Origin of the sequence: Hoeflea sp. IMCC20628 (assembly GCF_001011155.1) — a bacterium.
In the GTDB taxonomy this organism is placed as follows: domain Bacteria; phylum Pseudomonadota; class Alphaproteobacteria; order Rhizobiales; family Rhizobiaceae; genus Hoeflea.
This window is the reverse complement of sequence record NZ_CP011479.1, coordinates 2103348-2123192: the sequence shown is the minus strand read 5'-3', so window position 1 is coordinate 2123192 and position 19845 is coordinate 2103348. Positions and strand designations below refer to the sequence as shown.

The 19845-nt window shown below is 57.1% G+C and carries 14 protein-coding genes; 6 read left to right on the top strand and 8 right to left on the bottom strand.

The genetic code is table 11. From position 1 onward, the window contains the following. Nucleotides 1–53: 53 nt before the first annotated feature. A protein-coding gene (locus IMCC20628_RS10070; RefSeq protein ID WP_156174385.1) for an IS3 family transposase occupies nucleotides 54–1405 on the bottom strand; the annotation gives its coding sequence in 2 pieces (ribosomal slippage) (nucleotides 54–1069 and nucleotides 1069–1405; 1353 coding nt in all). Between the two features lie 442 nt (nucleotides 1406–1847). Between IMCC20628_RS10070 and IMCC20628_RS10060 the strand changes: the two genes are divergently transcribed. After that, nucleotides 1848–2480 carry a MarC family protein gene (locus IMCC20628_RS10060; protein WP_047030099.1) on the top strand — a complete coding sequence of 211 codons (633 nt, stop codon included), beginning with the start codon at nucleotides 1848–1850 and terminating at the stop codon, nucleotides 2478–2480. Between the two features lie 532 nt (nucleotides 2481–3012). Here IMCC20628_RS10060 and IMCC20628_RS10050 read toward each other — a convergent pair. The 3 genes from IMCC20628_RS10050 to IMCC20628_RS10040 all read right to left on the bottom strand — a co-directional run bounded on the left by IMCC20628_RS10050 (nucleotide 3013) and on the right by IMCC20628_RS10040 (nucleotide 6064). Next, on the bottom strand, nucleotides 3013–3846 hold the full coding sequence (locus IMCC20628_RS10050; RefSeq protein WP_047030097.1) for a carbohydrate ABC transporter permease: 834 nt from the start codon (nucleotides 3844–3846) through the stop codon (nucleotides 3013–3015). Continuing rightward, nucleotides 3843–4703: a sugar ABC transporter permease gene (locus IMCC20628_RS10045; RefSeq protein ID WP_156174468.1), complete on the bottom strand. Its 861-nt coding sequence runs from the start codon at nucleotides 4701–4703 to the stop codon at nucleotides 3843–3845. The genes IMCC20628_RS10050 and IMCC20628_RS10045 overlap by 4 nt, the downstream gene beginning before the upstream one ends. 80 nt (nucleotides 4704–4783) lie before the next feature. Beyond that, the gene (locus IMCC20628_RS10040; protein ID WP_052766381.1) at nucleotides 4784–6064 is read right to left on the bottom strand and encodes a sugar ABC transporter substrate-binding protein; all 1281 of its coding nucleotides are present in this window, start codon (nucleotides 6062–6064) and stop codon (nucleotides 4784–4786) included. 238 nt (nucleotides 6065–6302) lie between these two features. Here IMCC20628_RS10040 and ugpC point away from each other — a divergent pair, with 238 nt between their 5' ends. From ugpC to mtnA, 4 genes are all read left to right on the top strand, one after another. Next, entirely contained in the window at nucleotides 6303–7394 is a 1092-nt protein-coding gene (gene ugpC / locus IMCC20628_RS10035; RefSeq protein WP_047030095.1) for a sn-glycerol-3-phosphate ABC transporter ATP-binding protein UgpC, read from the top strand. A gap of 19 nt (nucleotides 7395–7413) precedes the next feature. Next, a complete protein-coding gene (locus IMCC20628_RS10030) occupies nucleotides 7414–8349 on the top strand; it encodes a nucleoside hydrolase (protein ID WP_047030094.1) in 936 nt (311 codons plus the stop codon). A gap of 246 nt (nucleotides 8350–8595) precedes the next feature. Further along, entirely contained in the window at nucleotides 8596–9870 is a 1275-nt protein-coding gene (gene mtnK, locus IMCC20628_RS10025; protein WP_047030093.1) for an S-methyl-5-thioribose kinase, read from the top strand. Then, nucleotides 9867–10970 (top strand): S-methyl-5-thioribose-1-phosphate isomerase, encoded by a 1104-nt coding sequence (gene mtnA / locus IMCC20628_RS10020; protein ID WP_047030092.1) that lies wholly within the window; start codon nucleotides 9867–9869, stop codon nucleotides 10968–10970. The genes mtnK and mtnA overlap by 4 nt, the downstream gene beginning before the upstream one ends. A 133-nt stretch (nucleotides 10971–11103) precedes the next feature. Here mtnA and IMCC20628_RS10015 read toward each other — a convergent pair whose 3' ends face one another. After that, entirely contained in the window at nucleotides 11104–12075 is a 972-nt protein-coding gene (locus tag IMCC20628_RS10015; protein ID WP_047030091.1) for a sugar-binding transcriptional regulator, read from the bottom strand. A gap of 86 nt (nucleotides 12076–12161) precedes the next feature. On the opposite strand from IMCC20628_RS10015, the gene IMCC20628_RS10010 reads away from it, so the two are divergent. Then, nucleotides 12162–14234 (top strand): bifunctional aldolase/short-chain dehydrogenase, encoded by a 2073-nt coding sequence (locus tag IMCC20628_RS10010; RefSeq protein WP_047030090.1) that lies wholly within the window; start codon nucleotides 12162–12164, stop codon nucleotides 14232–14234. 669 nt (nucleotides 14235–14903) lie between these two features. Here IMCC20628_RS10010 and IMCC20628_RS10005 read toward each other — a convergent pair. The 3 genes from IMCC20628_RS10005 to IMCC20628_RS09995 all read right to left on the bottom strand — a co-directional run bounded on the left by IMCC20628_RS10005 (nucleotide 14904) and on the right by IMCC20628_RS09995 (nucleotide 19841). Further along, a complete protein-coding gene (locus IMCC20628_RS10005) occupies nucleotides 14904–15671 on the bottom strand; it encodes an SDR family NAD(P)-dependent oxidoreductase (protein WP_047030089.1) in 768 nt (255 codons plus the stop codon). Between the two features lie 80 nt (nucleotides 15672–15751). Beyond that, nucleotides 15752–16411, bottom strand: coding sequence for a TetR family transcriptional regulator (locus tag IMCC20628_RS10000; protein ID WP_047030088.1), 660 nt, complete (start codon nucleotides 16409–16411; stop codon nucleotides 15752–15754). Next, nucleotides 16404–19841: an indolepyruvate ferredoxin oxidoreductase family protein gene (locus IMCC20628_RS09995; RefSeq protein ID WP_047030087.1), complete on the bottom strand. Its 3438-nt coding sequence runs from the start codon at nucleotides 19839–19841 to the stop codon at nucleotides 16404–16406. The genes IMCC20628_RS10000 and IMCC20628_RS09995 overlap by 8 nt, the downstream gene beginning before the upstream one ends. Between the last annotated feature and the right edge of the window lie 4 nt (nucleotides 19842–19845).

The window sequence follows — 19845 nt, the reverse complement described above, 5'->3', positions numbered from 1 at the left end:
GGGACATCAGAGCGGCTTGAGTATTGGAGGCTCTGGTTCGTTTGTGTGACTGATTATGCCGCTTGTTTTTGATGGTGCAAGCGACGTTGGCGGATTGTCAGCTTCTTGATCTCTTTCCTTTCTCTCAAGATGGCTTTGTCGCGCCCAAAGTAGACGTCGGCGGGTGTGACGTTCTTCAAGCTCTCGTGGTAGCGCCTGTTGTTATAGTAGTCGACGAAGGCCTCGATCTGGCGTTCAAGATCGCCTGGCAGATAGTAATTTTCCAGCAGGACCCGGTTCTTCATCGTCTGATGCCATCGCTCGATCTTTCCCTGGGTTTGCGGGTGGAACGGGGCTCCACGAACGTGATCCATCTTCTTGTCCTCCAGCCATTCAGCCAAATCGCCAGAGATGTAACATGACCCGTTATCGCTGAGCAGGCGCGGTTTGTGGCGCACGACGGCCTGGTCGCAGCCCGATGCCTGAAGCGCCAGTTCAATGGTGTCTGTCACGTCCTCGGCCCGCATGTTTGTGCAAAGCTTCCAGGCGATGATGTAGCGGCTGTAATCGTCCAGGATCGTGCTGAGGTAATACCAGCCCCACCCGATGATCTTGAAGTAGGTGAAGTCGGTCTGCCACATCTCATTGATGGCGATAGTTTTGTCTTTGAACTCATTGGCTGCCTTGATCACCACATAGGCCGGTGCGGTGATTAAATCGGCTTCCTTCAGGATACGATAAGCCGATGATTCAGAGACAAAATACCGCTTCTCATCAGTGTATTTGACTGCCAGCTCCCGGGTCGTCAGCGCCTCGTGTTCCAGCGCGAACTCAATCAGGTCATCACGCCGGTCTTGGGGGATACGGTTCCAGACCGACTTCGGCCGTGGAGACCGATCATCCAAGGCAACAACCCCACCGTCGAGGTAAAGATCATACCATCTGTAAAAAGTGGTGCGCGGTATGCCCAGCATATCGAGGGTCTGCTTGGTTGGCAGGTGCGATCCTTCGACCGTGCGAATGATCTCAAGCTTCTCGGTCGCAGGGTATCTCATGCCTCGTCCTCCCCAGCACCTGTCATGCTTTTTTTGAGCAGGCGGTTCTCCAGGGTCAGATCGGCGACGCATTCCTTCAACGCCAAGGCTTCAGAGCGAAGGTCCTTTACTTCCGGCGACGTCGCTTGCCGTGCTGTGTCACCCGAGAGCCGGCGCTTGCCTGCTTCCAGGAACTCCTTCGACCAGCTGTAATACAGGCTTTCGGCGATACCTTCGCGGCGGCACAGCACCGAGATGCTTTCCTCTCCACGCAAACCCGCCAAAACGATACGGATTTTTTCCTCCGCTGAATAGGTCTGGCGGGTCTTGCGGCGGATGTTCTTGACCAGCTTGTCAGCTGCGTTCTTCGATGTTTCAGGCTTCTGTCTCATCTCGATCTCCCAATCGGTAAGATGAACCAGAAATCCTCCGTTGTTCAAATCCTCAAATCTGTCCCACGGGCGCTGACGTCAGACAGCCCCCATTTGCTGGTCACAGCCAGGAATAGGGAGGGATCGTTTGTCGAGCAGACCGGCGTTGGAGGCTCGCTGGACGTTGCCGCCTTGCAAACCGGAAACCGGCCAGTTCGCAGCCGAGCCCAGAAGCAAAGTGGTTTGCTAACGATCTGGTATGACGTAGAGGCTATACGGGATCCGCTGCTCATTGCGCGATCGGCAACACTCTGCCGATTTCAACTGAGAGCAGCTCATCGGCATTTCCATTGTGATGAGCTCTTGCCCTGGAAAAATTCCTCCTCCTTTTGGCCCATAATCGGGGAGCGCCTGATGGGGAAGACAAGCCAGGGCCGAAAAAAATATGAGGCAAGGAGCCGACATGGACTACGCTGAACTGACGAAAGCCTTTGGGGCATTCTTTGCAATCATGAATCCTTTTGTAAACCTGCCGATGTTTCTGGCGCTCACGGCAGGTTTTACGGTGACTCAACAGCGCGAGCTGGCTGCGAAAGTTGCACTTTTCTCTGCCGCCATGTGCGTGGTAATTCTTTTCGCAGGCCAACAGATCATTGATTTTTTCGGCATTAGTGTCGATCAGTTTCGCATCGCCGGTGGCGTGGTGCTGGCACATATCGCCTGGACGATGTTGAACGGTAATAGCGTTTCCTCGCATCATGGTACTGAAAAAGAGCAGGACCACATGCAGGAACTGTCCGGACTTGCCTTCTATCCCATTACGTTTCCAATGATCGTCGGTCCGGGAACCATCGCAACGCTGATCATCTACACTGGACACGCCAAGGGATTTGAAGACCTGATCGCCATCGGCGGGATCGTCGGCGGCATTCTGGCAATGCTGTTTGTCGTGTTCTTTTTTGCGGCCTTTTTCGGCAAAGCCCTCAGCGACACGATGCGGGTGATCATGTCGCGTCTTATGGGCATGATCCTGTTGGCGATCGCTGTGGAGATGATCATGGTCGGGACGAAGGCTGTTCTTCCGGGTCTCGCCTGAAAGCAGGCGTGCCCAGCCTTGAGCACGACCTATATCCGCATGCTAAGATTGCCGATAATCCAGATCGTACCGCCCGTGATGACGAGAAGCAGTAAAGAAAACAGAATATGCTGTAGGTCCTCGCGCTTCTGACGGCGCAGATCAGAGTTCGCACCAACCGTAAAGAAGAAGGGAGCGGGCGATGCTGCGGTTCCGGCGTATGAGACGTCTACCGAAATTCGTTTCTGCTCACGCATCAGCCTCAACCAGGAGCGTCACCACTACAGCCAGAAAACTTCAAATTCAAACGCGTCATGGTATTGAATGAATTGCGTCAGCTTGCGAGTTTAGAGCTTCGCTGCAAATTCTTGTCGATCGACATTCGTTGCTCTGACGCGGGCCATATGCATCGCTCGGAAACTTGACGCCAAACGATGTTGCACCCCGACTAAACCTAACCCGAAAGGCCGCATGAAACCCCTACCAGAAGCGAGGCAAACTCCACTGAATCTGTTCAGACAATCCGAGCCAGGCCTCACAAATTCATAGGTGATCACCCTTTACTCGATGAGGAGGCAACAGAAGCGGTGAAGTAGCGTTGGAAGACAACCAGAACCAGCATCGGTATCAACGAGATAAAGAATGCTGCGGAAAAAATGAGGCTGTAATTCACACCATACAAGTCAGCAAACTGCGCGATGGCGATGGCCGCCACCTTGTATTCGGGCGCCGGAGCGATGATCAGAGGCCAGAGATAGGCCTGCCACTGGAACACGAACAGGATCAACCCGGCGCTGATGATCGCCGGACGCGACAGCGGCAGATAGATCCGCCAGAAGATGCCGAACCAGCCCATACCGTCGATCTGTGCTGCTTCGCGGATTTCCTTGGGAATGCCCATGAAGAACTGCCGAAACAAGAACACGGCCAGCCCGTTGCCGATACCGGGCAGGATCAGGCCCGTATAGGTGTTTTGAAGACCACCCTTGTTGAGGATGCCGAACAGCGGCAGCGCGATCGCGTCAAACGGGATCAGAAAGCTGACAACGATCACGAAGAAGATGGTTTCGCGAAAGCGGAAATTCATCACTGCCAGCGCAAACCCGGCCATCGCCGAAATCAGCAATCCAATCACCAGCGTCACCACGGTGATGTAGATCGAGTTGAGGATCGCGGTGGCGAAAGGGCCCTGCCAGAGTTCGATCATGTAGGTCAGGCTTGCGTCACGCGGCCACAATGTCCACGGGCTCAGCGGCGAGAGGTATTTGAATATCTCCTCTTGCGGCCGCAATGCGCTGACAGCAACCCACCACACCGGCAGGAAGAACAGAAGCGAGACCAGTATGATGCAGGCGGTTCTGAAAAGGCGTCCGGGTCGGATGGTCATGCCGCTTTGTCCTCTGGTGCGCGCATCAGGCGGAATTGCATCAGTACGACCAGCAGCACCAGGCTGACGAGGACAACCGTTGCCGCCGATGCGCTGCTGGCGTCGCCCCATACAAAGCCGCGGGTATAGATGTCGTTCATGATCAGATTGGTGGTGCCCTGCGGGCCACCCTGGGTCAGGATTTGGACTGGTGCAAACACCAGAAAATTTGAGACTGTGTTGGCGACCAGCACGAAGGTCAGTGTGCGACGCAATTGCGGCAACGTGATATAGCGGAATTGCTGCCAGCGATTGGCACCGTCGATGCGAATTGCCTCATAAAGAGATTTGGGAATGTCCTGCAAGCCGGCCAACAAGAAGGTCATCCAGTAACCGATGCCGATCCAGCTGACGATCAGGATGATCGAGCCAAGAGCCTGATCGGGCGAGGTCAGGAAGCGTTGCTCGCCAAGTCCGAGCGCGACCAGCAGCCCGTTGACTGGTCCGTCGGGACGCAGTCCGATGCCCCAGACCACCGCCGACACACTTTGCGGAATGGCGACCGGCAGCAATATCAATGTCCGCCACAGGCCGATCAGCGGGATAGAGACGTTTAACAGCAGCGCCAGCGCCAGCGCGATGGCGATCTGCAACGGATTGACAATGATTGAATAGATCAGTGTGACCATGATGCTCTTTTGAAACAGCGGGTCACCGAAAATGTAGGTGTAATTCTCGAAGCTCATCGTCTGAGCGCGCGGCGCATAAAGCGATTCCAGCATCGCCATGGATGCCGGCCAGAGACGCAACACAATCACGGCGGCCAGAGTCGGACCGAGAAACATGAGCAGAATCATCATTTTTCTGGAACGGGTCACACGCGTCTCCTCGAGATCGCCAGCTTTACGCAATGCCGGCCCGCACCGGTTTTCTCAGGTGCGGGCCGGGGCTTCAATGATCAACGCTGGCGCGGCAGCAGACCTGAGAGGCGCGATTGGGTGTCGTCCAGTGCCTGTTTCACATCCGCTCCATTGCGAACATCGGAAAACATGCGGTTCATCTCGGTTTCGAAGGCGACGAATCCGACTGTGCGCGGGCGGGCGACAGCCGTTTCCATGCCTTCATGAGCCATGATGTCCAGCGCCGGCCCAATCTTCGGGGTCATCTCACCAATGGCCACGCCGTATTTCTCAAAACCACCCGAATTGACAGGAATCAACGGGAAGTTCTTGGTCGTCAGGAACGAGCCTTCCGCTGTCAGGGTCACGAATTCGGCAAATTTCTTCGCCGCCTCGAGATTGTCAGCGTGAGGATTGATGCCCAGAGCCCAAGCGCCGGTCGGTGTAACCTGCTTTCCACCTTCGAAATAAGGGTGCGGAGCAACGCCGTAATCAAGGCCTTCGGCAGCGTTGAAGGCGGCAATGGCCCACGGACCGGCGACATAATAAGCGACCTTGCCGCGAGCGAACAGATCGTCCGTCTGGCTGGGAGAGACACCACGCGGCGCAAGGCCGTTTTCAAAGATGTCGGCATACCATTGTGCGGTTTCCACCCACTTGTCGCCGTTCATGTCCGGCTCAAGCAGATCGTCGCCGGTAAGACCATTACCCGCACCTGATGATTCAAACAGGGCTTGCAATTGGTAGTACCGATCCACCTGCTGGAACATCATGCCCCATTCCGCACCGGCATCCTTTGCCGCATTGGCATTTTCCGTCACCTGTTCCCAGGTCATGCGCGCCGAGGTGCCGCCATCAGGCATATCCAGATTCGCAGCCTTCAGCAGATCGCGATTGAAATACATCAACTGGGTCGAGGTCCACATTGGATAGGCCCAGACCGAACCGCGATGACTGACCAGTTCCAGTTCGACCGCGCTCGGTACAGCTGCGGTGATCTCGTCCTTGGTATCGTCGAGGTTGAGGAGATAGCCGCGAGAGGCGAAGGCCGGGATCCGCGGGGTATCGGCTGCATAGATGTCGATCGTACCGTCTCCGCGCGCAACACGGGTTTCAATCGCTGTGTTGAGCTCATCAAAAGGTACGGTCTGGTGGACCACGTCGATGTCCGGGTTGGCCGCTTCGAAAGCGTCGATCACCGGCTGGAACACGTCGTCGTTCTGCGCCGAAAGAAAATTCACTGTGACTGATTGCGCCATGGCGGCGGAGACAAAGCCGCCGCTTGCAAGGGCCGCAACGGCAATTGCACACACACCGCGTCGAATTATATTGAACTGCATTTCTGGATCCTCCCGTTTGCACCGTTGAACGCGCCATCCAAATCGGAGATGAACGTTCGGGTAACAGAGGCTAGACAGCAAGGGGAGCCTTTGTCAACGCAAAATATACATTTGCCACCACCCTTGACTAATGTAAAAATTGTATCGCAGGATAGGACAGTTCGGTCAGTCGATGGTTGCGTCACGCTGTGCATTGTAACCGGATTAGCCGACTGAGGATTTGAGGAGGTAATCGGACATGGGTGGCGTACAACTTCGTGCTCTGCGTAAAGACTATGGCTCGCATCCGGTGGTTCACGGTGTTGATCTCGACATCCGCGATGGTGAGTTTGTCGTTTTGGTTGGCCCCTCGGGTTGCGGAAAATCGACAATCCTCAGGATGATTGCCGGGCTGGAGGAGATATCCGGGGGCGAAATTCTGATCAACGGCCAAGTCGTAAACGAGATGGATCCCAAAGCGCGCAACATCGCCATGGTGTTCCAGAACTATGCTCTTTATCCGCATATGAGCGTCCGCGACAACATCAATCTCAATCTCCGGCTCTCCGGCATTAGCAAGGATGAGATCAGCCGCAGGGTAGCCGAGGCCGCGCGAATGCTCGACATCGAATCACTTCTCGACCGTCGGCCTGGGCAACTTTCAGGTGGTCAGCGTCAACGCGTCGCCATGGGTCGCGCCATGGTGCGCGAACCATCCGTGTTCCTATTCGACGAACCTCTGTCCAATCTTGATGCAAAATTGCGGGTGCAGATGCGCACTGAGATCAAGCAGTTCCACCAGGCCATGCGCCGCACTTCTGTCTATGTCACCCACGACCAGATCGAGGCGATGACATTGGCCGACCGCGTCGCTGTGCTGCGGGAAGGGCGCATCGAACAGATCGGCGACCCGGTGTCACTGTACAGACAGCCCCAGAACCTGTTTGTTGCCGGCTTCATTGGCACGCCGGAGATGAACATCATCGACGGAACCTGCACGGCAATCGATGGCGAGAACGCCACCATCGAGATCAGCGGCGGCTGGCCGGAGGTCACGGTTCCCGCCTCAGGGGCGCGATCGGGAATGGCGCTCAGCGTCGGCATTCGCCCAGAACATCTGTCTGTTTCCAGCGATGGGCCGGGAACGCAGGCGAAAATTGTCCAGACCGAGATTACCGGTGCACAAACCGAGCTGATCGTCGAGGTCGCGGGTAAGATCATTCGCGCGGTGGTCAACCGGATCGCCACCTACAAGCTTGGTGAGTTGGTTCAGGTTTCGTTCAATCCCCTGAGCCTGCACCTTTTTGACCGAGACAGCGCTCAGCGGGTCAATGGCGCCGCCCATTCTTGAAGCATTGAGGAGAAGACTGATGACGACGCTGGACAACGAACGACGCCTGGCATTGCTGACACCGCCAACAGGCAAGGTGCGGGTGGTTCTTGATACTGATACCTACAACGAGATTGACGACCAGTTCGCCGTTGTCCAGATGATGCTGTCGCGCGACCGGTTCGATGTCGAGGCGATCTACGCGGCGCCATTCCTCAATGCTCGTGCTGATTCGCCCGGCCAGGGCATGGAGATGAGCTACGACGAAATTCATCGCCTGCTCGAACGCATTGATGTGGCTGCTGATGGTCTGGTCTATCGTGGCGTGACCGAATATGTTGGCTTCGAGAAAAAGCCGCGCGAGGCCGCAGCCGTTGATCATATGATCGAACGGGCCCGCGCCGGGACGCCGGAAGATCCGCTTTACATCATTGCCATCGGAGCGATCAGCAATGTCGCCTCGGCGCTTCTCAAGGCACCCGATATCATCGACCGTGTGGTGGTGATCTGGCTTGGCGGCAACGCACTCGACTGGCCACGCTCGTTCAAGAAGAATGCGGAATTCAACCTCAAGCAGGATATCGGCGGTGCCCAGGTTCTGTTTGATTGCGGTGTTCCGGTCGTGTTGGTCCCGGCAATGGGTGTGACGTCACACCTGATCAGCAATGTTCCGGAAATCGAAAAGGAAGTCGAACCGTATGGTGCGATCGGTGCGTTCCTGGCGCAGCGCTTCAAGGAATATTCAACAGATCATTTCGGCTGGTCCAAGGAAATCTGGGACATGGCGGCAGTGGCCTGGCTGCTGGAGCCTGAATGGACGCCAAGCATCATCGTTCCGACTCCGATCCTCACCGACACCATCGGATGGGAAACTGATTCCTCCCGTCACGCCATGCGTTATGTGCGTTATGTCGACCGAGATGCGATCCTGAGGGATTTCTTCTCCAAGCTTCGCCAGTTCGCTGAAACCAAGTGAGCAAACCTTCAAAAGCTTCGATCTCAATGGGCACGTTGCATTGGCTAGAATGGGTTTCCTGCCAGCCAAGTATGCACTGATGCCCATATGAGGGGTACATCGGTGAAGCAGGGTGATCGTCAACGGTTTAAAAGCATCGGACATCATGGAAAACAATACATATGACATTTGTCAGCACCTATTGACAATTGTTTTTGGCGGACACTAAGTTAAGGCAATACGCAGCTTGGGCTGTCATTTTGGAGGATGGTTTTGAGCAACAACTACAAAGCTTTATCGCCGGAAACGCTGGGTCAGCGCCTGAGTGCGCTCGATGTCATGAAGCAGGCTGTCGGCAGCAATGCCGATGCCTGGACCGTCCGGGAAGTGGGCGACGGCAACCTTAACCTGGTTTTCATCGTGGAAGGCGATGCCGGCAGCGTCATTGTCAAACAGGCGTTGCCTTATGTGCGCCTGGTGGGTGACAGCTGGCCTCTGCCGCTGAAACGGGCATTCTTCGAATACCATGCATTAATCCGCCAGGAGGCGCGGGATCCGGGCAGCGTTCCCCGGATTTTGCACTTTGATGAAAGCCAGGCGCTGATCATCATGGAGCGGCTGTATCCGCATATCATCCTTCGTCAGCAAACCATGGAAGGGCGCAAGGTTGCGGGCCTTGGCCGGACCTTGGGACAGTTTGCTGCACGTACCGCGTTTCGTGGGTCGGATTTGTCCATGAAGGCTGGCGAAAAGAAAGCTGACGCGGCGTTGTTTGCCGGCAATGTCGAACTGTGTGACATCACCGAAACTCTGGTGTTCACCGACCCCTATTACGATGCGGAGATGAACCGGCATACCACGCCGCAACTCGATGGCATCGTTGCAGACCTGCGCCGTGATGAAGCGTTGAAGGTGGAGGTCCAGCACATGAAACGCGCCTTCACCTCGCGCGGCGAAACCATGTGCCATGGCGATCTGCATGCCGGTTCGATCATGGTTACGGAAACTGAGTCCCGCATCATTGACCCCGAGTTTGCTTTCTATGGCCCGTTCGGCTTCGACATCGGCATGCTGATCGGCAATTACCTGATGGCTTATCACGCAATGCCCGCGCATATTTCCGATGCTGATGTATGCCACGAATTCCAGAATTGGATCCTCGAGGTGATCGAAGAGACATGGTCGGTATTCTGTGCCGAGTTCCTGCTGCTGTGGCGAACCGAGCGTACCGGGATCCTCTATCCCAAGGTGCTGTATGAAGATCAGGGGCAGGTTTATGCCTCGGAAAGCGCTGCCCAGCAGCTGCTCGGCGAGATTTTCCGCGACCTGCTCGGCTTTGCCGGCATCGAGATGCACCGCCGCATTCTGGGCCTGGCACACGTCGCCGAACTCGACACCATCGAGGACGAGGATCTCAAGGCGAAATGCGAAGCGAAATGCCTGAAGCTCGGGCAAATGCTGGTGATGAACAGAAATCGTCTGACGGGCATGGACGCGGTGATCGCCGCGGCGCGACAGGCTGAAACCGAGGGACTGGCATGAAGGTTGGCGATACACATTACCGGTCGATCTGGTTCGACGGCGAGACCGGTCGGGTCAAGATCATCGACCAGCGCTGGCTGCCGCATGAATTCCACGTTGTCGAGATCAATACACTCGATGAGTTCGCCACCGCGATCCGTGACATGTGGGTGCGAGGCGCGCCCCTGATCGGCGCAACTGCGGCCTATGGCATTGCTGTCGAGATGCAGCGCGATGCTTCCGACACAGCACTGGATGCCGCCTGGGAGCAATTGCACGAAACCCGACCGACAGCGATCAATTTGCGCTGGGCACTCGACGAGATGAGGCAGGTGCTGTCGCCGCTGCCTAAGAGCGAGCGTGCCGCGGCGGCTTTCCGCAAGGCAGAAGAGATCAGCGATGCAGATGTCGAGACCAACCGGCTAATCGGTGTTCACGGTCTGGAGCTGATCCGGCAGGTCGCTGCCACCAAGAAGCCTGGTGAACCGGTCAACATTCTCACCCACTGCAACGCCGGTTGGCTTGCGACCGTGGACTGGGGCACGGCGACCTCGCCGATGTACCATGCGGTCGAGGCGGACATCCCGATCCATGTCTGGGTCGATGAGACACGGCCGCGCAACCAGGGCGCACAGCTGACCAGCTGGGAAATGAACCGCCACGGCATTCCGCACCATCTGATCGTCGACAATGCCGGCGGACACCTGATGCAGCACGGCGAAGTCGACATGGTGATCGTCGGCACTGACCGGACCACGGCTCTGGGTGATGTCTGCAACAAGATCGGCACTTATCTCAAGGCGCTGGCTGCACATGATAACAACGTGCCGTTCTATGTGGCGTTGCCTTCCAGCACCATTGACTGGAAGGTCAATGATGGCGTGCGCGAAATTCCGATCGAGCAGCGCGATGGCCGTGAGGTCACGCATGTGTTCGGGCAACTTGAAGACGGAAGTGTCACCTCTGTGCAGATTTCGCCCGATGGGACGCCCGGGGGTAATCCCGCCTTTGATGTCACGCCGGCGCGGTTGGTGACCGGATTGATCACCGAGCGGGGCGTCGCCAAGGCGTCACGTGAAGGGTTGCTGGGGCTTTTCCCCGAACGCCGCAACGCGGCTTGAGGCAGGTCGCGCTCAAACCGGCAGGATTGGGCGCGACGGCTTGCCGTTGATATGAACTGGTGACACCCGAATGGATCAACGGGTGTGCAGCATTTAGCCGACACTTCGAATCACATCATACCGGGGAGGGGTGTCAGGCGAGGTTCATCATGGCGTTGGCGGAACGCTGATCGGTCACCACATGGGTGGCATAACCTCCTTTGAGCGCAGCTACAGTCGGACCGGCGCGGTCTTCACTGATTGAAACCAGAATGCCGGCATCGCGATCACGGAGTTTTTCTAGCTCTACCCCCATCATCCGATCGTCCAGCGGGCCGCTCACCGGATCGCCATCGGCGTTGATGAAGCGCCCGCACAGCACCCCGACCGCTCCCATCGCCTTGTATTGGTCGAGCTCGTCCAGTGTCGCCAGACCACTTGAAACGATGTGGCTGTCAGGATTACAGGAACCGACCGCAAACAGCGTCTTGTTGCAATTGCTAACGGCTTCAAACTGTTGGGCAATCAGGGTTTCCGCGCGCAATGTGGCGGCGATCTTTGCGCTGCTGAGAATTGCCGGGACATGCAGGTTGATGCAGGTGGCCGAAAATTTCCGCGCCATGTTGGACGAGCAGACATCGGCGGAAAAACCGTATGGAGTGGCCATTGAGCCGACAAGCTGCAGCACCGTAAGATCGGGGATGGTTGTCTGCTCGAGCTGTTCGGCAACATCGTAGACGGTTTTACCCCAGGCGATGCCAAGGCGGTCGCCAGGTTCGAGCAGGCTTGGCAGCCAGTCTGCCGCGCCGCGGGTGATGCGGCTGGCGTGATCATCCGGACCGCCTGTTCCATCGGGCAGGATATAGGCCGCCTTAAGGTCGAAACGCTCGCACAGTTTCAACGCCGCGCGGTGAGTTGTGAACGCTTCAGGCGACAATTTTGTGTGAATATATCCGCGCTCGCGCGCTTCCTGCAGGTAATTGACCACAGTTGCGCGCGACACCATCAGCCGGGTGGCGATGTCGCTCTGGTTGAGCCCGTCATGGTAGTAAAGCCACGCGGTTTCGACGACGATGTCTTCGCCGCTGATTTGTTTGGTGGAGCGCCTCGTCGGGTTTTGGGCCATTTTAATCCATCGCTGCTATATATACATTTGACAATAAGGCGTGACTTTTGTCAAATGGCCTTGGTTCACATAGGCAGGAGTCGGTAATGCGTCAAAACAGATGGAATGACAAGGAAGCGAATGAGCGGGTTCGCGCAGCGGGCAACCTCCCGGCGGATCAGACTTTGGCGCTTCGGGTCTATTCCTCGAGGCTGATCGGCGCAGATTCGGATCTGGTCATGCACGGCGGCGGCAACACCTCGGTTAAAACCCAGCGTGACGACCTGTTTGGCATCAGCCAGCCGGTGCTGCACGTCAAGGGCAGCGGTTGGGATCTCGATACTCTCGAAGCTCCAGGCTTGCCGGGCGTGCGGCTGGAACCGTTGCTCGAGATGCGCAAGCTCGACGCCCTGTCCGACGAGGACATGGTCAACATGCAGCGCTCCAACCTGATTGATTCGGGTGCGCCCAACCCGTCGGTGGAAGCTTTGCTGCATGCTTTTCTGCCGCACACATTTGTTGATCACACCCATGCGACGGCCTTTCTGGTGCTGGCAAACCTTCCCGAAGCCAAAACGGCGATCCGCGAAATCTTTGGCGACCGGTTGGCGGTTGTGCCTTACATCATGCCCGGTTTTGCGCTGGCTAAAAAGGCAGCCGAAGTGTTTGACGCCAATCCCGATTGCGAGGGGTTGATCCTGCTCAAGCATGGGCACTTCACATTTGGCGCGACGGCCAAAGAAAGTTACGACCGTGTGATCGAGCACACCAACATGGTCGAGGAGTGGCTTGCCAACCGGAGCAATGGCCGAAGGTTCGAAGGAACAGTCAACCGGAACCGCTCGATTGCCGATCCGGCTTCAGCGACCTCTGTCCTTCCGATCCTGCGCGGTGCCGTCGGACGCCTGCGTGGTTCACATCACAATGCTGCGCCACGCCCTGCGGTGTTGGACATAAGGTGCGGTGAGGCAATCAAGGCCTTTCTCGATCGCAGCGATCTTGATGATCTGGCGCAACGCGGCACCGCCTCACCGGATCACGTGATCCGCACCAAGGGCCGCATGCTGGTTCTGAGCAAGGATGACTTCGCCAAGGGGCGCACCGGCATCGAAGCAAGGGTCGAGGAATTTGCAAAGGCCTACCGGGCGGTTTTCGATACCCAACTCAAAAGAGTGGGCGGCGGCAAGGTCATGCTTGAGCCGCACCCTTGCGTGGCCTGGATCGAAGGCGTCGGCATTGCCGGCATCGGCAAAGACGCGGCCGCGGCATCGGCGGCTGCCGATATCGCCGAGCAGACCGTCGAGGTGATGAGCCAGGGCGAAGCGGTCGGCGGCTTCCACCCCATCGGGCCGGATGATCTGTTTGATATGGAATACTGGTCGCTCGAACAGGCCAAGCTGTCAAAGGCCGCGGCAAAGCCGTTTGCCGGACAGATTGTCGCCGTGACCGGCGGTGCCGGCGCCATTGGGCTTGCCACAGCAAAGGCCTTCGCCCGGGAAGGCGCGGCAATCGCGCTGATCGATTTCAACGCCGAGGCCTGCAAGACTGCCGCGGCTTCGATCGGGCCGAACTGTCTTGCGGTTGTTGCAGATCTCACCGCGAAGGGCGCTGCAGACCAGGTGGTCGGTGAAATCGTCCAGCGCTTCGGCGGTCTCGATGTGTTGGTCTCAAACGCAGGCGCGGCCATCCAGGGCATGCTGCTGGATCTCGACGAGGAGATACTGCGCTCAAGTTTCGAGCTCAATTTCTTTTCCCACCTGACCATGGCGCGGGCTGCGGCAAAGGTGTTTTTGGCACAGGATCATGGCGGGCAGATGCTGTTCAACGTTTCCAAGCAGGCGGTCAATCCGGGCAAGGGATTTGGCGCCTACGGGCTTCCCAAGGCTGCCACCTTCTTCCTGGTCCGGCAACTGGCGCTGGAGCTTGGCGAGGCCGGCATCCGGGTCAACGGCGTCAACGCGGACAGGATCCGTTCCGGCCTGTTGACCGATGATTTCATCAAGTCCCGCGCCGAGGCGAGGGGGGTCTGCACGTCCGATTACATGGCGGGCAATCTGCTAAAGGCCGAGGTCGAAGCCCGTCATGTCGCCGACGCATTTTTAGCACTTGCGCAATCTGAGCGCACGACCGCTCATGTCATCACCGTGGATGGAGGCAACATCGAAGCTGCCTTACGGTAGCACCCGAAACATTCCAGCCGGGTATTGTCAGAACAAAGTCTTGAGCGGGGCAAGGCGGTCGCCTAGCGTAGGGGAATTGATCTGCCCCACGGACCTGTTTGGTGCCAACGGCGATTGCTGTGATATTTGGAAACTCAAGCTTCCCCGGTGTTTTTTAGGGTGGGGTCGGGAATGTTGAAGTGCAAGTCATAGTCGAATGGACAGTCAATGGTATGTCGACATGTTGCCTGCTTGCAGGTCTCCCAAGTCGGCCTGCCGCCTTCTTGTGCCCAATACCGCTCTTGGCGTGAAGACGACGTAAATCCTGCCGATACAATTTCGGCTTCAAGGTGTACTCGCCCACGGCGTAAATGACCGCTTTGGGGCGCATTCCCGGCCGGCTCGTTTGGGGCCGGGAGCGTAATGACAGCATTTAGCGTTAGGAATAGTGCTAGCTGTCATTCGACGCGGGCTGATCAATCTCCAAAGGGTTCGTCCAAGGCGTCCGATTAAGCTCCTGGGGCCAGCGGTTCCTCCCCACGCCGCCATTGGCCCGTGCTTTCAATGCTGTCAACTTAGCGCACGACTACGGTCATTCTCCGCAGCTAATCAGGTCCACGTGCAAATGTTACGGTGGCACAATACACTACAAACCGGCGAAACATCGCGCAACGAACCAGGTCGATCGGGTCAGCGAGGTGTCAGACGGACCGCGCCATCAAGACGAATGATTGTGCCATTGATCATCGGGTTGCACACGATCGATTCAACAGCGCGTGCATATTCTTCGGGGTGGCCAAGGCGTTGGGGAAACGGAATGTTGCTGGCAAGGGCGGCGCGGATGTCGTCACGCAAACCTTCAGTCATGGCTGTTTCAAACAACCCTGGTGCAATGGTCGCCACACGAATTCCATCCCGCGCCAGCTCGCGTGCAGCTGGAAGCGTCAGCGATGCGATACCGCCTTTTGAAGCAGCATAGGCCGTCTGGCCGATCTGCCCGTCCTGCCAGGCAACGGACGCGGTGTTGATGATGACGCCGCGTTCTCCGTCTTCGTTCAGGGTAGGCAACTTGGCCATGGCGCGGGCCGCAAAACTCAGAACGGTGTATGTGCCGAGCAGATTGACACGAATAATGCGTTCGAACAAATCGAGGGAAAGGTTCCCGTCCCTGTCGACGATTCTCGCGGCATTGCCGATGCCCGCACAATTGACAACTATCCGCGGCGCGCTGCCGAGATCGTGGCAAACAGTGTCAAATGCGCTCTGCACGGATGCCCGGTCTGTTACATCGGCAACGACGGCCAGTCCGCCACAATCGCTTGCAACCGCTTCGGCTGCCTTCTTGTCCCTATCAACGACAGCAACGATTGCACCTGCCTTGGAAAGGTAGCGCGCCGTGGCGGCACCAAGGCCGCTTCCACCACCTGTTACAAAGGCAACATGAGCCGAGATATCCATTTGTTTCCCTTTCGGATAAAGGCTTCAACCTGAGACCTGCACCCGAAAGGGGCCGTGCTCCGGATTGAAATATTTTGTGTCTATTCGTTGTGTGGAGCGGCCTCTGCCTTTGCCGCCGGGTCGCGCAGAAGCACGCCATTGAGGATCAGCTCAACGAAGGTCGCAGCCAGATCGTCAATCGAGAGATTGGCGCTTGGTCTGAACCAGGTCGATGGAGAGTTGCACATGCCGAGCAGGGCATAAGCGACAACCTTCGGATCAAGATGTTCGGGGAGTTCCCCGCGTTCCTGGCCGTCTGCGACAAGATCGATCCAGCTGCGCTGATATCGCCGCCATATGTTGAGCAGCGGAACCACGCGGGTATCAGCCTTCAGGCGCCCGAGCCGCCGAACACTCAGGACCATCTCCAGATAGTTGGGATTGAACCGGTGAAGGTGGTTTTCAATCGCCAGAACAAGCTTCTCGCGGACGCTGATCTCAAGCGCCATGATCCGCTGAAGACCTGCGTCAAGAGACACGCTTTCCGGGTAGATGATCTCCAAAAGGATATCGAGCTTGTCCGAAAAATAGTAGTAAATGGCCTCTCTTGTAACGCCAATGGCGCTGGCGATTTCCTCGATGGACGTGTGTGTAACGCCCCTTTCATCGAACAGCTCTGCCGCTCGGCGCACAATCAGTTCGCGACGTGCCGAGTTTTTTCTGTTCGTTCGCGGGATCTTGACTGCAGGCTGCTTACCCATCGATCAAATTCTTTGCTTCATCGTTTGAAACCGAAGCCGACAATCGGACCAACTCGCTGCGGTATTTTGAAATTGCTTCTTGCTTGACGGGGCCAAAACCTCTGATTTCAAGCGGCAATTCGAGAACCCGTTTCACAACCGCCAGATCTTCTGAAGCCAGTTTCTTGCTCATGTCACTTATGATTGTTTCGAACTCGGAAATCAAAGCCCGTTCTTCGCGTCGCTCTGCCGCATAGCCAAACGGATCCAGCAATGTTCCGCGGAGGAATCTTGCCTTGGCAAGACCGGAAAACAAGGGACGGATCCACGATCCAAACGCAATCTTTCGCGGCCGACCTGTCGCCGGATCTATCCGTGAGAGAAATGGTGGCGCCAGATGATAGGTTACATTCATATCGCCATCAAACATGCTTTGCAGTCGCCGGTCCAATTGGCCATCGGAATGCAGCCGCGCCACTTCGTATTCATCCTTGTAGGTCATCAGTTTCAGCAACGAGCGCGCTGCGGTCGATGTGAGACTGCCATCGCCACCAGATTGGCTCTCGGACACACGAAGTGGTTCGAGCGATTTCTTGAAACGATTTGCCCATTGGCTGCCCTGATAGGACGTGAGTTGCTCAACCATTGCCGTTTCATCAAGCTGCGGCAGAGCTTTCGGCTTTGCCACCGGTTTGGACCCCTGGGCAGGGGACGCGAGCCGGCGCCCGGCGTCGAACGCCTCCTTGTTCATCGCCACTGCGGCACCGTTGAGTTCTATAGCGCGTTCGATGCTCTGCCGTTGCAGCGGGATCAGGCCACACTGCCAAGCATATCCCAGCATGATCATGTTCTTGGCAATGCCATCCCCGAACAGATCAACAGCGATGCCTTCTGCAGGGATGTCCCGCAGGTCGAACGCGAGTGCTCTTAACCGATCGATCCGCTCGCCGCCATTGGCCCCGGCATTGCCGTCAAAAACGAAGGAAAGTGTCGGCATGACATCCGAATTGGCGATGATGTGTGTTCGGGCGGGCGAAAGTGTTGTCCGGACCGCTGGTGCCTCAGCCACGACCAAATCCGTGGCGATCAGGAGATCGGTGCTCTCTGCGGGGATCTTCGCGGCAGCGAAGTGCTCGTTTTGCGATATCCGAACATGGCTTGTCACTGCGCCATTCTTCTGCGCGAGACCCGCCATGTCCAGCGAAGTCGCGCTCAGGCCCTCAAGATGCGCTGCCATCGCAAGGATCTGCGAAATGGTAACAATGCCTGTCCCCCCAACTCCGGGAAGCATGATGTTGTATGGGTCTGTCGGAGCTTTGATCATCGGCTCCTCAAGTTCGATCGAATTTGAGGACGATGGAGAGGCAACTTTCTTCTTCTTCGTTCCAGTCGCGCCGCTCACAGTCACAAAACTCGGGCAAAATCCCTTGAGGCAGGAAGTATCCAGATTACATGAGGACTGGTTGATCTGACGCTTCCGACCGAGAGCCGTTTCAAGGGGCTCGATTGCAATGCAGCCCGATTGCGTATGGCAATCACCGCATCCCTCACAAACCCTCTCATCAATGACCACGCGGAGATCCGGACGCTTGGCTTCTCCACGTTTGCGCCGTCTGCGCAGCTCCGTCGCACAAGTCTGCTCGTAAAGAAGGACCGTGACGCCTTCGATTTCCCTCAATTCGCGCTGGACGCGATCCATTTCACTGCGATCAAGCACCTCAACTTGAGGCGGCAAGCCGTTGCGATCGCGATAGCGGTCCACATCATCGGTGACCAGAACCACCTTCTTGACGCCTTCTGCCACAACCTGGCTGACCATTTGCTGAGGCGTCAGCCCGCCTTCAACCGGCTGGCCGCCGGTCATTGCCACCGCATCATTGTAGAGTAGCTTGAACGTGATGTTTGAGGCGGCAGCAACGGCTGCCCTGATGTTCAGCGATGCCGAATGAGCATAGGTTCCATCTCCAAGATTCTGGAAGCGGTGCTTCTCTGTCGTGAACCGTTGCTGCCCGATCCAGTGCATTCCTTCACCGCCCATGTGGGTCATGGACTCTATCTGGCGGTCAGGAAGCCAGCTGGCCATTCCATGACAGCCGATGCCTGCCATGGCTTTGCTGCCGTCGGGGACTTTCGTCGAGGTATTGTGAGGACAACCGGCACAAAAGTAAGGTGGCCTTTCAGGCGCAGCTGGAGCCGGCCTTGAGCTCAGAGAAGTCCGGAGTGATGCAACGCGGTTCCTTAATTTCTCAAGGTCCGGGCGTTGCTCCAGAATCCGTTCACCGAGCAACTTCGCCAGGAATGCTGTATCCAGAACCCCCGTTTCCGGAACAAGGTTTCGGCCTTGCTCGTCATGCTTCCCGATCAGGGTGGGAGCGGACGTCTGGCCATAGAAAATACGTGCAATCTGGTCCTCCACCACGGGACGCTTCTCTTCGATAACGAGCAACGTTGAATGGCCGTCCGAAAAATCGCGTAGCCCGGGTTGGGCGAGTGGCCAAACGAGACCAGGCTTGTAGATGCTCACTCCAAGACTGGCGGCCTCATCGAGCGACAGCCCCAGGATTCTCAAAGCGTCAACGACGTCGAGCGCGGCTTTGCCGGGAGCGACTATCCCGAGCCAGGGACGATCACTTCGACAAACCACCTGGTCGAACACTCCGGTTCCAGCAAATCTTGCCACGGCCTGCATTCTTTCGCCAATGAGGCGAGCTTCCATCGCCGCAGGCGGGTCCGGCCAACGAATGTGCAGGCTTCCGGGTTCATCAAGTTCCGGGAGGGATATGGCACCGGGCGAGATATCGACCGAAGCGGATCCTTCCACCACCTCGGTCAGTGCAGTCATTCCGACCCAGAGACCGGAATATCTCGACAGGGCATATCCGAGCAGACCAAAGCGATAGATCTCCGCCACCGTTGCCGGTGCGATGACAGGCATCTGTGCCGCAATGAACCCGTGATCAGACTGGTGCGCCAGTGTTGATGAAGACGCGCCGTGGTCATCGCCGGCAATTGCAAGCACCCCGCCCCACCGGCTTGAACCAGCCGAATTGCCATGTTTGAGCGCATCCATCGAGCGGTCGAGCCCGGGCCCCTTGCCGTACCAAAGACCAATCACACCCTCAACGGTACGGTCAGCGTTCAAAGCCGTAAGTTGTGATCCCCACACAGCCGTCGCGGCGAGGTCCTCGTTCAAACCTGGCTCGAAGACGATATTGTGTTCTTCAAGCAGCTTCGCCGAACGCCACAACTGATGATCAAGGCCACCAAGGGGTGAGCCGCGATAGCCTGAAACGAAACCCCCGGTTTGAACTCCGGCAGCAATGTCCCGGCGGCGCTGATCAACCAGAACACGGACCAGCGCCTGGGTGCCGGTCAGATGAACCTTTCCCGACTCCAGTGTAAAGCGTTCTTCGATGGGGGAGAGGGGGTGCGATTGGGGAACTGTGAGCATGAAA